This is a genomic window from Bradyrhizobium sp. CCBAU 53421 (genome assembly GCF_015291625.1).
Classification (GTDB): domain Bacteria; phylum Pseudomonadota; class Alphaproteobacteria; order Rhizobiales; family Xanthobacteraceae; genus Bradyrhizobium.
Window position 1 is genome coordinate 9,079,315 of record NZ_CP030047.1, and the last position, 12,663, is coordinate 9,091,977.

Below are 12,663 nucleotides of genomic sequence, written 5' to 3' on the forward strand. Positions count from 1 at the left end.
GGCAGGACACCCCCAAAAGACCGTCAGGGGACCCCTACCAACCGGCTTGCCCCCGGGCGCGGCGCTATGTATACGCGCCTTTCGGTGCCCGCGCTTGCGGTTTTCGGCGTGGGTTAACCTACTTATCCTCTTAAAGGAATAGACGCGTCGTCATGGGCCGCCTCGTGATGAAATTCGGCGGTACGTCCGTCGCCAATATCGATCGTATCCGCAACGTCGCCCAGCACGTGAAGCGCGAGGTCGACGCCGGCCACGAGGTCGCCGTCGTCGTCTCCGCGATGTCCGGCAAGACCAACGAGCTGGTGGCCTGGTGCACCGATGCCTCGCCGATGCACGACGCGCGCGAATATGACGCGGTGGTCGCCTCCGGCGAACAGGTCACCTCGGGCCTGCTCGCGATCGTGCTGCAGGGCATCGGCATCCAGGCGCGCTCCTGGCAGGGCTGGCAGATCCCGATCAAGACCTCGGACGCGCATGCCTCGGCGCGCATCGTCGATATCGACGGCACCGAGATCGTCACTCGCTTCAAGGAGCGCAAGGAAGTCGCCGTGATCGCCGGCTTCCAGGGCATCAATCCCGATACCGGCCGCATCACCACGCTCGGCCGCGGCGGCTCGGACACCTCGGCGGTGGCGATCGCGGCCGCGCTGAAGGCCGATCGCTGCGACATCTACACCGACGTCGACGGCGTCTACACCACCGATCCGCGCGTGGTGCCGAAGGCGCGCCGGCTCGACAAGATCGCGTTCGAGGACATGCTGGAGCTGGCCTCGCAGGGTGCCAAGGTGCTGCAGGTCCGCTCCGTGGAACTCGGCATGGTGCACAACATGCCGATCTTCGTGCGCTCCAGCTTCGACAAGCCTGAGGATATCGACCCGCACGCCAACCAGCCGCCGGGCACGCTGATCTGCAGCGAGGAGGAAATCATGGAAATGCACGTCGTCACCGGCATCGCCTTCACCAAGGACGAAGCCCAGATTTCCGTGCGCCAGATCGAGGACAAGCCGGGCGTCGCCGCGGCGATCTTCGGGCCGCTCGCGGATGCCAACATCAACGTCGACATGATCGTGCAGAACGTGTCGGAGGACGGCAAGACCACCGACCTCACCTTCACCGTGCCGGCCACCGACTACAACCGCGCCAAGGACACCATCACCTCGGCCAAGGCCAAGATCGGCTACGCCAGGCTCGACACCGCGACCGACGTCGCCAAGGTCTCGGTGATCGGCAGCGGCATGCGCAGCCACGCCGGCGTCGCGGCCAAGGCGTTCAAGGCGCTGTCCGAGCGCAACATCAACATCCGCGCCATCACCACCTCCGAGATCAAGTTCTCGGTCCTGATCGACGCCGCCTATACCGAGCTCGCGGTCCGCACGCTGCATACGCTGTACGGGCTGGATCAGGCGTAGGGCATTGAGGAACCCTCTCCCCTTGTGGGAGAGGGTGGTTTCGATGCGTTTAGCATCGAAACCGGGTGAGGGGTCTGCCTCCGCGGATAGAGACCCCTCATCCCGTCGCGGACTATGCGTAGCCGATGCGTAGCATCGGCGTTTCCAAGAACGGCGGCCGCAGGCCGCCTGTGGCCACCTTCTCCCACAAGGGGAGAAGGAAGAGGGTCTCCGGTACCCACATCCCGGAGTTAGAATTTCTCTTAGCGGGCGCAGCATAGGGCTGACGCAGACGTTATTTGCTACTGGCAGGCGTTTTGCTTGGCAAAGCCAGCCTCGATTGGCTATACGGCCAGTCAGGTAGGCTGTCGCAAACTGTGGCACAGTTTTAGTGATCGCGAATCGGCGGGAACTGGCGCGAGCGGCGATGCCGGATGACTAAAATTGTTGTTTTTGACGAGTTTTGCGCCAGCGGCCGGCCGGCCCGGTGCGCTGGCCTCGTGGGGAGGGACTGAAGCACATGCGGAGCGCGTCGGGAGGCCCCCGCGTCCTGTTGAGACGGCTCCGCGAAACCATGGCGGAGCAAGTCTCCGCCCAGGAACGCCTCGACAAGATCGTGGTGCTGATCGCGGCCAACATGGTGGCCGAGGTCTGCTCCTGCTACGTGCTGCGCATCGACAACACCCTCGAGCTCTATGCCACCGAAGGTCTGAACCGCGACGCCGTGCACCGCACCGTGCTGAGCGCGCATGAAGGCCTGGTCGGCCTCGTCGCCAGCGAGGCGACCCCGCTCAACCTCTCCGACGCGCAAAGCCATCCGGCCTTCGCCTACCGCCCCGAGACCGGCGAAGAGATCTACCACTCGTTCCTCGGCGTGCCGATCCTGCGCGCCGGCAACACGCTCGGCGTGCTCGTGGTGCAGAACCGCGCCAAGCGCACCTATGTCGAGGAAGAGGTCGAGGCGCTGCAGACCACCGCCATGGTGCTGGCGGAGATGATCGCCTCCGGCGAGCTTGCCGCGCTGGCGCAGCCCGGCGCCGAGCCCGCCGCGCGGCACTCGCTGCACAAGACCGGCGCGGTGCTCTCCGACGGCATCGCGCTCGGCCATGTCGTGCTGCACGAGCCGCGCGTCGTCATCACCAACTACATCGCCGAGGACCTGCCAAAGGAGCTCAAGCGGCTCGATACGGCGCTGGCCAATCTGCGCGCGGATCTCGACCGCATGCTGGAGCGCGGCGACGTCGCCGAAGGCGGCGAGCATCGCGAGGTGCTGGAAGCCTACCGCATGTTCGCCAACGACCAGGGCTGGTCGCACAAGCTGCATGAGGCGGTCGCCACCGGCCTCACCGCCGAAGCCGCGGTCGAACGCGTGCAGTCCGACACCCGCGCGCGCATGCTGCGCTCGACCGATCCATACTTGCGCGACCGCCTGCACGACCTCGAAGATCTCGGCCATCGCCTGATGCGGCAACTGGTCGGCCAGGACCATGCGCCGTCGCGCGAGCAGCTGCCCGACAACGCCATCCTGATCGCCCGCGCGATGGGCCCCGCGGCGCTGCTCGACTACGATCGCAAGCGGCTGCGCGGACTGGTGCTGGAGGAAGGCACCGCGAATTCCCACGTCTCGATCGTGGCGCGTGCGCTCGGCATTCCCGCGGTCGGCGAGGTGCCGAACGCACCCGGCATCGCCGATCCCGGCGATGCCATCATCGTCGACGGCATTTCCGGCGAGATCTATGTCCGCCCCTCGGCCGAGATCGAATCCGCCTATGCCGAGCGCGTCCGGTTCCGGGCGCGTCGGCAGGCGCAATATTCGGCGCTGCGCGACAAGCCTTGCGTGACCAAGGACGGCCAGCCGATCGAGCTTCTGATCAACGCCGGCCTGACCATCGACCTGCCGCATATCGAGGACACCGGCAGCGCCGGCATCGGCCTGTTCCGCACCGAATTGCAGTTCATGGTGAGCCCGAATTTGCCGCGCTCGAGCGACCAGCTCGCGCTCTATCGCACGGTACTCGATGCCGCGGGCGCAAAACCCGTCACCTTCCGCACGCTCGACATCGGCGGCGACAAGGCGCTGCCCTATATGGAGACCGTGGTCGAGGAAAATCCCGCGCTCGGCTGGCGCGCGATCCGGCTCGGCCTCGACCGCCCCGGCCTCTTGCGCGGCCAGATCCGCGCGCTGCTGCGCGCCGGCGGCGGCCGCGCGCTCAAGATCATGTTCCCGATGATCTCCGACATCGCCGAGTTCGACCAGGCCAAGGCGATCGTCGAACGCGAGCTGACCTATCTGCGCCAGCACGGCCATTCGCTGCCCGAGCGGATCGATATCGGCACCATGGTCGAGGTGCCGGCCCTGCTCTATCAGCTCGACGAGCTGCTGAAGAAGGTCGACTTCGTCTCGGTCGGGTCCAACGACCTGTTCCAGTTCCTGTTCGCGGTCGACCGCGGCAATGCCAAGGTCTCCGAACGCTTCGACATCCTGTCGGCGCCGATCCTCCGCGCGCTGCGCGACATCGTGCGCAAGGCCAGGGCGGCGAAGAAGGTCGCCTCGCTGTGCGGCGAGATGGCGTCGAAGCCGATCGGCGCGCTGGCGCTGATCGCGCTCGGCTACCGTTCGCTGTCGCTGTCGGCAACTGCGCACGGCCCGGTCAAGGCGCTGATCCTCGACCTCGACGCCAAGAAGGCCGAGGCGATGATCAATCCGCTGCTCGACGCGCCGGTCGGCAGCGTCTCGATCCGCGAGGCGCTGACCAAGTTTGCGGAAACCGAGGGGCTGGCCTTGTAGCGACGCCGCCGTCGCCTCCGCCACCCTTCGCGCTTTCAGCAAATTCGAGACACCGCCATGCTACCCGAAGCCAAGCTCGACGTCCTGCTCGCCCATCACGCCTCGCTCGAAGCCGAGCTGCTCGGCGAGGTCAAATCCGACCGTTATGTCGCGATTACCCGCGAGCTCGCCGAGCTCAATCCGCTGATCGATGCGGTGAAGCTCTATCGCGCCGCCCGATCGGAGCTCGCCGACACCGAGGCGATGCTGGCGGATGCGGGGACCGATCCCGAGATGCGCAGCATGGCGGAAGCCGAGCTTCAGACGCTGCAGGCGCGCATCGGCGAGCTCGAGCAGCAGATCCGCATCGCGCTGCTGCCGAAGGATGCGATGGACGACCGCAACGTGGTGCTGGAAATCCGCGCCGGCACCGGCGGCGACGAGGCCTCGCTGTTCGCCGGCGACCTGTTCCGGATGTATGAGCGCTTCGCTAGCTTGCAGGGCTGGAAGGTCGAGGTGATCTCGGCGAGCGAAGGCACCGTCGGCGGCTACAAGGAAATCATCGCCGAGGTGCAGGGCCGCGGCGCGTTCGCCAAGCTGAAATTCGAGTCCGGCGTGCACCGCGTGCAGCGCGTGCCCGACACCGAGACGCAGGGCCGCATCCACACCTCGGCCGCGACCGTCGCCGTGCTGCCCGAAGTCGAGGACGTCGACGTCGACATCAAGGACACCGATTTGCGGATCGAGACCATGCGCGCCGGCGGCGCCGGCGGCCAGCACGTCAACAAGACCGAGTCCGCGATCCGCATCACCCATCTGCCGACCGGCATCGTGGTGATGATGCAGGACAGCCGCTCGCAGCATAAGAACCGCGCGTCGGCGATGAACATCTTGCGCTCGCGCATCTACGACGCCGAGCGCCAGCGGGTTGAGGCCGCGCGCTCCGCCGACCGCAAGGAGAAGGTCGGCTCCGGCGACCGCTCGGAGCGCATCCGCACTTATAATTTCCCGCAAGGGAGAGTGACCGACCACCGCATCAACCTGACGCTCTACAAGCTGCCGCAGGTGATCGCGGGCGAAAGCTTAAGCGAACTGATCGATGCGCTGACCACCGAGCACCAGGCCGCGCAGCTCGCGGCGCAGGGCGCGGCGGCCTGAGGATCAGCGTTTTTGCGACTGCCTGAAGTGGCGCAGGATCTTGCCGAGCGCCGGACCGGCCGTGGTCAGCTCCTCGAGATGAATCTTCGACAGCGCCTGCAGCTTGCGCTCGCCCTGCGCAGTCAACGTCACCAGAACGCGCCGGCCGTCGGCGGCATCGACGGAGCGCGTCAGCAGGCCGAGCTTCGTCATCCGGTTGACCAGCTCGACCGCAGTGTGGTGGCGGATCAGCAGATAGCGGGCGAGATCGCCGACCGTGGTCGGCTCGGTGCCGGAGAATCCCTTGATGGCGAGCAGCGCCTGATGCTGCTGCGGGGTCAACCCGGCCAGCTGCGCCGCCTTCTCGCTGAATGCCAGAAAGCTGCGCAGCTGGTAGCGGAAGCGAGCCAGCGCGGCGTAATCGACCGTGGCGGTCGCCGCCGTGCGTTTCGCGGCTCCGGCCGGCATTCGTCGTTGCTTGGCTTGAGGCATTCCGTCGACCCGCTGCTGCCTTGCTCCACCGGACGGCAGGAGCCGCGCGACGCTATCAAGCCCGAGCCGTGCGGGCTATCCTGCCAACCGCCCAGCGGGCAAGCGATATCGACGCCGCATCGACCATCGGCTAACAACGCGCGATGAGCGCATCAGCTGAAAACGACCAGACCGTCGAGAGCGCACGGCGCAGCCTCGCCGCGCGCCTCAAGGCGGCCGGCCGCGACGCCGCCGAGCTCGACGCGCGGCTGCTGGTCGGCGCGGCGCTGGGGCTCGACCTGACCGGCATGGTGACCGGCGCCAGACGCATCCTGACCAAGGACGAAGCAGATCGCCTCGAGGGCCTCGCGCGGCGTCGCCTCGCCGGCGAGCCGGTCGCGCGCATTCTCGGCATCAAGGAGTTTTGGGGACTGCCGCTGCATCTTTCCGCCGCGACGCTGGTGCCGCGCTCCGACACCGAGACCGTGGTCGAGCGCGCGCTCGAATTGCTGCGCGCCGACGGCGCGATCGAGCGCGCGTTGCGGATCGCCGATCTCGGCACCGGTTCCGGCGCGATCCTGCTGGCGCTGCTCTCGGAACTGCCGCACGCGCATGGCTTCGCCACCGACATCTCGGCGGACGCGCTGCAGACCGCGAGCCGGAACGCCGCCGAGCTCGGACTTGGCGCGCGCGCGACATGGATCGAATGCGACTATGGCAGCGGCCTGACCGGCGCGTTCGACCTGATCGTGTCCAATCCGCCCTACATCCCCTCGGCCGACATCGCCGGTCTCGACATCGAGGTGCGCGCGCACGACCCGCGCGCGGCGCTCGACGGCGGCGCCGACGGGCTTGACGCCTACCGCGCGCTGATTTCGCAATCTGCGGGTCTTTTGATGCCGAGTGGATTTCTGGTTGTGGAAGTCGGACAGGGCCAGAGCGGCGATGTTGAAGCGCTGATGACGGCCTCAGGGTTATCCCCAACGGGCCCGCCCAAGGCCGATCTCGGGGGCGTTCCGAGGGCCGTTTCGGCCCGCCGGCTGCCCCGATAAAGTCCTATTGGAACGCAAAAAAACCTCTTGGATTATCCCCCGGGAACGACTACGTTCCGGGCACAACATCGGTGCTGGCCCCGTAATCCGTTACGGGTGATGACCAGGGTTCAGCAGAGCCCGCCGATCGAAAGGTTCCAGGAACGCAGGTCTCATTGAGCGCAATAGCCGAAGCTGTGCTGCTCTCGACCGCCAAGCGAACGAAAGCCTGTTATTGCGCTTGAAGACTTACGCACGAGAACTGGGCCTGTCTCAACGGGCGGAATGATTTGGTCGCTGGCGGGCTTTGCCGGCGGTTGGGGAACGCGTCTTTGCTGCACGCGACTTTGCTGAACGAGATGGTCGGCGACATCGAAACCACTTCGAACGGTATTGCGATTCCGTGCGCCTAGGCGCGCGCCGAATCGGGCTTTGGGAAAATCGGACTCTGGGAATTCGACTTCTGAGAAATCGGACTGCTGAGAAATCGGACTGTGGACTGCAATAACTTCAGGGCTGGAATAAAAGGCGACAGATGAGAAACGGTCAGAACAACAAGCGGATGCGCAACCGGAATAACAACAACAATAACAACAACAATAACCGGCGCGGCCAGAATCCCCTGACACGGGTGTACGAATCGAACGGACCCGACATCAAGATCCGCGGCACGGCCTCCCACGTGGCCGAGAAATACGTCCAGCTTGCGCGCGATGCACGCTCCTCCGGCGATCCGGTGGCAGCCGAGAACTATTACCAGCACGCAGAGCACTACTACCGGATCATCGCGGCCGCGCAGGAGCAGTTCCGGCAGAATCAGCAGCAGCCGCGCCCCGACGCCGAGCCGGTTGCGACCGAGGACGGCGACGACGACAGCGACGGCTATTCGAGCTTCGGCCAGGAGCCGGGCTTCGTGCCGCAGCAGCAGCCTTTCATGCGCGACAACGGCCAACAGCCGTACCAGCGCGAGCAGCAGCAGCAACCGCGCGAGCACCGCGAGCGTGACCACCAGCCGCGTGAGCAGCAGCCGCGTGAGCACCGCGAACGCGAGCATCGTCCGCAGCCGCAGTATCAGCCGCAACCGCAGAACCAGCCGCAGCCGGCGATGGCCGATGCCGGCGGCGTCGATCGCCTGCCCTCGTTCATCACCGGCGGCGCGCAGCCGCAGGTCAATGGCGGCGCTTATGAAGGCAACAACGGCGGCGCAGAGCGCGGCGAACGCAGCGAGCGCTTCCCGCGTCGACGCCGCCGTCCGCACGGCCCCCGTCCCGACATGGCAACACAGCCGGCGCCGAGCGACGACTTCAATCCGGGCAACGAGTAACGCACGCATGCGGCCACCCTCCCCTGGAGGGGGAGGGTCGGCTCGCATGAGCGTAGCGAATGTGAGACGGGGTGGGGTGATCTCTCAACACGGGCGGCGCCCGAATGGAGAGATCACCCCACCCCGCTGTGCATTCCGCTTCGCTACATGATTAGCGACCCTCCCCCTCCAGGGGAGGGTCGCTAATCCGTGTCACGACTCAGCGTCGTTCTACGTTTCCGCGTGACTGGATTTGCGCGTCGCCGTCGAGGACGGCACCAGCACCGGACGCAACGACGGAATCAGCTGCGTGCGCTCGCGGCGCGCGGGGATCGCGCGATAGACCTGCTTGCTCGCTTCCACGATATGCACGCCGGCAAACGGCATCGACAGCGCGGCACCGACCCGCTCCCACGCCATTGCCGAGCGCAGGAACCAGCTGCCCTGCACCGGCGGCATGAACAGCGCCTCGCCCCATGACGCCGGCGTGAACCAGGTCTGCCGCAACAGCTGGGTGATCTGCGCCCGCGAATAGGGCCGGCCGTGGCCGAACGGCGTCGCATCGGTGCGCGTCCAGACGCCGCGCCTGTTCGGGATGATCGCGATCAGCCGCCCCGACGGCGACAGCACCCGCCACACCTCGCGCAGCAGCCGCTCGGGATCGTCGGACATCTCCAGCGCATGCACCAGGAGCACGCGGTCGACCGCGGCATCCGGCAGCGGCATCGAGAATTCGTCGATCAGGGTCGCCAGCGCCGGCCGGCCGGTCGGCCATTTCAGCACGCCCTGTGCCGCCGGCATGAAGGCAATGCAGCGCTCGCAGGTATCACGGAACAGGCCGAGATAAGGGGTCGGATAGCCGAGGCCGAGCACGCGCTGGCCCTCCGCGTTCGGCCACCGCGCGCGGATGCCGCGGTTGATCAGCTGCCGCGCCACGATACCGAGGCGCTGCGAATAGAAGTCGCGGAGGTCGATGACGTCCATGATGCCAGCCTAACATGCCGCTCGCTGCCGGGGTGCGCGGAAATTTGCGTTGCCGCCGGAGCGTTAACGCCATATTTCACACCTATATTGGGCGCGTTAAGAGCATGATCCGAAAAGGTCCGCACCGGTTTTTCGCAAAGATCATGCTCTGAAATGTCAGTCCCGTTTGTTCGTGGAGATATCATGACCGCCGAAATTCGTACCTTCAGCTGCCTCACCGACAATTTCGGGTACCTGATCCACGATCCCGCGACCAAGGCGACGGCGTCGATCGACGCGCCGGAGGCTGGCCCGATCATCAAGGCGCTGGAGCGCGAAGGCTGGACGCTGACCGACATCCTGATCACCCATCACCATGGCGACCATGTCGGCGGCGTCGCCGAGCTGAAGCAGAAATATGGCTGCCGCGTCGTCGGGCCGCATGACAAGTCGGCGAAGATCGCAAATGTCGATTTGCGCGCCGCCAATGCCGACGTCATCAAGGTCGGCAGCCTGCTCGCACGCGTGGTCGAGACCCCCGGCCATACGCTCGACCATATCTCCTACGTATTCGACGGCGAGAAGGCGGTATTCGCCGCCGACACGCTTTTCTCGATCGGATGCGGCCGGGTGTTCGAAGGCACCTATCCGATGATGTGGGATTCACTGCTGAAGCTGCGCTCGCTGCCGGATGATTTTCGTCTCTATTGCGGCCATGAATACACCGCCTCCAATGTGAAGTTTGCGCTCACCATCGAGGCCGACAATCCGCATTTGCAGGCGCGCGCCGAGGAAGTCACAAAACTGCGTGCCGAGAACAAGCCGACGATTCCGGTGCTGCTCGGCGACGAGAAGAAGGCCAACGTGTTCCTGCGCGCCGACGAGCCTGCGGTCGCCGCCAAGCTGCACATGAAGGGCGCCGACCCGGCGCTGGTGTTCGGCGAGCTCCGCGAGCGCAAGAACAAGTCCTGATGTCAGAGCTGTCCGCTGCCGACATCATCGCGCGGCTTGACCTAAGGCCGCATCCCGAAGGCGGGCATTATCGCGAGACGTTTCGCGACGAGCGCTGCGACGCCAGTGGGCGCGCGCATTCGACCGCGATCTACTTCCTGCTCGCGCGCGGCGAGCGCTCACACTGGCACCGCATCGACGCGGTGGAGATGTGGCACTATCACGCGGGCGCGCCGCTGACGCTGCGGATCGCGGAGCACGGTGGACCTCAGCATGCGATCACGCTCGGGCCGGATGTCGCGCACGGCGAACAACCGCAGGCGATCGTGCCGGCCGGCGCCTGGCAGGCCGCGGAAAGCAGCGGCGACTGGACACTGGTCGGCTGCACCGTCGCGCCGGGATTCGAGTTTTCGAAGTTTGAGTTGGCGCCGAAGAACTGGCAGCCGGCTTCGTAGGATCTTTCCCCGTCATCCTGAGGAGCGGCCTCTTGGCCGCGTCTCGAAGGATGCACGGCCACCAGCGGGGCCGTCGACCCTTCGAGACGGCCGCTTTGCGGCCTCCTCAGGGTGACGGTGAAACAGTCTCGCAGGATGGGTGGAGCGCAGCGATACCCATCAACGCCTATTCACGCGGCGAGATGATGGGTTTCGCTTCGCTCTACCCATCCTACGCTTTCTTCCTCAGCACCATGTCTTTCGCCGCGATCAGGCCGCCGCCGGCGATCAGCACCGCGGCGATGGCGATGTTGGCGCTGGGCTTGGCAAAACCTGCCGCAATCAGGAACGCGGTCGAGAGCAGCGGCGTGGCATAGGACGCGGCGCCGAGCACGCGGATGTCGCCGCGCTTCATGCCGATGTCCCAGGCGAAGAACGCAGCCCCCACCGGACCGATGCCGAGTGCTGCGACGGCCAGCCATTGCAGCGGCGTCGCGGGCCACACCGTGGTTTCCACCATCATGTGGACCAGCGCGGCAAGCACCGCCGTCGCAAGGCAGAAGCCGGCCACCGCATCGGTCGGCACCGCCTTGAGCCGGCGCGACATCACCGAATAGGCAGCCCAGACGAACGCCGCGACGAAGGCCGCCGCGAAGCCTGGAATCTGCGCAGCTGTGAAGCTGCCGGTGTTGCCGGCGAACAGCAGCACGGTGCCGGCAAGGCCGAGTAGCGCGCCGACGATGTGATGGATCGCAAGCCGCTCGCCCGGCAGCAGCGACGAGAACAGCACGATCAGCAGCGGCCAGAGATAGTTGAGCAGGCCGGCCTCGGCCGGCGGCGCGAAGCGCAGCGCGAGGAAATACAGCGCGTGATAGCCGAACAGGCCGCCGACCCCGACGACCCAGGCGACAAGCGGCTGCTTCAACGCGCCGAACGCTGATGGCCGCAGCAGGAAGCTCGCGAACGCGACCGCAGCCCCGATCGCAAACGTCATGGCGGCGAGCTGGAACGCCGGGATCGCCCCGGTCGCAACCGTCATGACCGACAGCAGCGACCACATCAGGATGGCGGTCAGTCCGACAAGGGTGGCAGTTCGGGTCGTCATTATCTTATCATTGCGTCAACAGGCCAGCGCCAGCACATCGCTTTAGCACCGTCATCCTGAGGTGCGAGCAGAGCGAGCCTCGAAGGATGGACGGCCCCGCGGCCAGCGCGAGAAAAGACTCTGTGTGCGGAAACACCAGGGCCGTCGATCCTTCGAGACGCGCGTTCCGCGCTCCTCAGGATGACGGATTACAGTTCGGAGTGGCCGCCGACAACAGCCTGCTGAATGAAAAAGCGCTGCGAAGCAATCCATGTGGCGTCATACCGGGCGTGGATTGCTTCGTCGCTAGCGCAAACGCCTGCATTTTGTCGCAGGCGATGAAGGAAGGCGATTAGGCGTGATACTGGCCGCCGTTCACGGTCAGCGTCGAGCCGGTGATGAAGCCGGCATCGTCGGCAGCGAGGAACACCACGGCACGCGCGATCTCCTCGGGTTCGCCGAGCCTGTTGACCGGAATCTGCGGGATCACGTTCTTCTCGAGCACGTCCTTCGGCACCGCCTGCACCATCTCGGTGTTGATGTAGCCCGGGCAGATCACGTTGACGGTGATGCCGCCCTTGGCATTCTCAAGCGCCAAGGCTTTGGTGAAGCCGATGTCGCCGGCCTTTGCCGCCGAGTAGTTGACCTGGCCGAACTGGCCCTTCTGGCCGTTGATCGAGGAGATCGAGATGACGCGGCCGAACTTGCGGGCGCGCATGCCCTCGATCACCTGGCGCGTCATGTTGAACAGCGAGCCGAGGTTGGTGTTGATCACGGCATTCCACTGCTCGAGCGTCATCTTGTGGAAAGCGGTATCCTTGGTGATACCGGCATTGTTGACGAGCACGTCGACCGGGCCGAGATCGGCCTCGACCTGCTTCACGCCAGCCGCGCAGGCGTCGAACGATGAGACGTCCCACTTGTAGACGGGAATCCCGCTCTCCGCCTTGAACTTCTCCGCCGCGGCGTCATTGCCGGCGTAGCTCGCCGCCACCTTGTAGCCCGCCGCTTTCAGCGCCTTGCTGATCGCAGCTCCAATACCGCGCGTTCCGCCCGTCACCAATGCAACACGTGCCATGTCCGTTTCCTCCTTGGCCGTCTTTTATAACCGGATAACTCCGGCCTACGCACTCA

General features: G+C 65.8%; 12 protein-coding genes. 8 read left to right on the plus strand and 4 right to left on the minus strand.

The annotated features are described in order from the left end of the window. Nucleotides 1-152 precede the first annotated feature (152 nt). From XH92_RS42020 to prfA, 3 genes are all read left to right on the plus strand, one after another. Nucleotides 153-1,409 carry an aspartate kinase gene (locus XH92_RS42020; RefSeq protein ID WP_194457270.1) on the plus strand — a complete coding sequence of 419 codons (1,257 nt, stop codon included), beginning with the start codon at nt 153-155 and terminating at the stop codon, nt 1,407-1,409. Nucleotides 1,410-1,908: 499 nt separating this feature from the next. Next, nucleotides 1,909-4,176, plus strand: a complete 2,268-nt coding sequence (ptsP, locus tag XH92_RS42025; RefSeq protein WP_194457271.1) for a phosphoenolpyruvate--protein phosphotransferase — start codon at nt 1,909-1,911, stop codon at nt 4,174-4,176. Between the two features lie 57 nt (nt 4,177-4,233). Then, nucleotides 4,234-5,313 carry a peptide chain release factor 1 gene (gene prfA, locus XH92_RS42030; protein WP_194457272.1) on the plus strand — a complete coding sequence of 360 codons (1,080 nt, stop codon included), beginning with the start codon at nt 4,234-4,236 and terminating at the stop codon, nt 5,311-5,313. A gap of 3 nt (nt 5,314-5,316) precedes the next feature. On the opposite strand, the gene XH92_RS42035 is transcribed toward prfA, so the two are convergent. Next, nucleotides 5,317-5,760 (minus strand): MarR family winged helix-turn-helix transcriptional regulator, encoded by a 444-nt coding sequence (locus XH92_RS42035; RefSeq protein ID WP_246788133.1) that lies wholly within the window; start codon nt 5,758-5,760, stop codon nt 5,317-5,319. Nucleotides 5,761-5,927: 167 nt separating this feature from the next. Here XH92_RS42035 and prmC point away from each other — a divergent pair, with 167 nt between their 5' ends. Then, nucleotides 5,928-6,815, plus strand: a complete 888-nt coding sequence (gene prmC / locus XH92_RS42040; protein WP_194457274.1) for a peptide chain release factor N(5)-glutamine methyltransferase — start codon at nt 5,928-5,930, stop codon at nt 6,813-6,815. A gap of 514 nt (nt 6,816-7,329) precedes the next feature. Further along, nucleotides 7,330-8,118 (plus strand): DUF4167 domain-containing protein, encoded by a 789-nt coding sequence (locus tag XH92_RS42045; protein WP_194457275.1) that lies wholly within the window; start codon nt 7,330-7,332, stop codon nt 8,116-8,118. A 210-nt stretch (nt 8,119-8,328) separates the two neighbouring features. Here the strand turns inward: XH92_RS42045 and XH92_RS42050 are convergent, their stop codons facing one another. Continuing rightward, a complete protein-coding gene (locus XH92_RS42050; RefSeq protein WP_194457276.1) occupies nt 8,329-9,081 on the minus strand; it encodes a class I SAM-dependent methyltransferase in 753 nt (250 codons plus the stop codon). Nucleotides 9,082-9,264: 183 nt separating this feature from the next. Here XH92_RS42050 and gloB point away from each other — a divergent pair, with 183 nt between their 5' ends. Together gloB and XH92_RS42060 are read left to right on the plus strand one after the other, a co-directional pair. Further along, complete coding sequence (gene gloB, locus XH92_RS42055; RefSeq protein WP_194457277.1) at nt 9,265-10,032, plus strand: hydroxyacylglutathione hydrolase; 768 nt, start codon at nt 9,265-9,267, stop codon at nt 10,030-10,032. After that, nucleotides 10,032-10,466 carry a cupin domain-containing protein gene (locus XH92_RS42060; RefSeq protein WP_194457278.1) on the plus strand — a complete coding sequence of 145 codons (435 nt, stop codon included), beginning with the start codon at nt 10,032-10,034 and terminating at the stop codon, nt 10,464-10,466. The genes gloB and XH92_RS42060 overlap by 1 nt, the downstream gene beginning before the upstream one ends. Nucleotides 10,467-10,677: 211 nt before the next feature. On the opposite strand, the gene XH92_RS42065 is transcribed toward XH92_RS42060, so the two are convergent. Continuing rightward, nucleotides 10,678-11,550, minus strand: a complete 873-nt coding sequence (locus XH92_RS42065) for a DMT family transporter (protein WP_194457279.1) — start codon at nt 11,548-11,550, stop codon at nt 10,678-10,680. Nucleotides 11,551-11,750: 200 nt separating this feature from the next. Between XH92_RS42065 and XH92_RS43745 the strand changes: the two genes are divergently transcribed. Beyond that, nucleotides 11,751-11,885, plus strand: coding sequence for a hypothetical protein (locus XH92_RS43745; RefSeq protein ID WP_256437533.1), 135 nt, complete (start codon nt 11,751-11,753; stop codon nt 11,883-11,885). Here XH92_RS43745 and phbB read toward each other — a convergent pair. Then, entirely contained in the window at nt 11,882-12,607 is a 726-nt protein-coding gene (gene phbB, locus XH92_RS42070) for an acetoacetyl-CoA reductase (protein ID WP_050425845.1), read from the minus strand. The genes XH92_RS43745 and phbB overlap by 4 nt on opposite strands. Nucleotides 12,608-12,663 lie beyond the last annotated feature (56 nt).

Bases quoted from the DNA above. Each gene is read 5' to 3' on its own strand.
- prfA (WP_194457272.1), top strand. From the start codon at position 4,234: ATGCTACCCGAAGCCAAGCTCGACGTCCTGCTCGCCCATCACGCCTCG.
- XH92_RS42050 (WP_194457276.1), bottom strand. From the start codon at position 9,081: ATGGACGTCATCGACCTCCGCGACTTCTATTCGCAGCGCCTCGGTATC.
- phbB (WP_050425845.1), bottom strand. From the start codon at position 12,607: ATGGCACGTGTTGCATTGGTGACGGGCGGAACGCGCGGTATTGGAGCT.
- XH92_RS42020 (WP_194457270.1), top strand. From the start codon at position 153: ATGGGCCGCCTCGTGATGAAATTCGGCGGTACGTCCGTCGCCAATATC.
- XH92_RS42035 (WP_246788133.1), bottom strand. From the start codon at position 5,760: ATGCCGGCCGGAGCCGCGAAACGCACGGCGGCGACCGCCACGGTCGAT.
- XH92_RS42065 (WP_194457279.1), bottom strand. From the start codon at position 11,550: ATGACGACCCGAACTGCCACCCTTGTCGGACTGACCGCCATCCTGATG.
- ptsP (WP_194457271.1), top strand. From the start codon at position 1,909: ATGCGGAGCGCGTCGGGAGGCCCCCGCGTCCTGTTGAGACGGCTCCGC.
- XH92_RS42045 (WP_194457275.1), top strand. From the start codon at position 7,330: ATGAGAAACGGTCAGAACAACAAGCGGATGCGCAACCGGAATAACAAC.
- gloB (WP_194457277.1), top strand. From the start codon at position 9,265: ATGACCGCCGAAATTCGTACCTTCAGCTGCCTCACCGACAATTTCGGG.
- XH92_RS42060 (WP_194457278.1), top strand. From the start codon at position 10,032: ATGTCAGAGCTGTCCGCTGCCGACATCATCGCGCGGCTTGACCTAAGG.
- prmC (WP_194457274.1), top strand. From the start codon at position 5,928: ATGAGCGCATCAGCTGAAAACGACCAGACCGTCGAGAGCGCACGGCGC.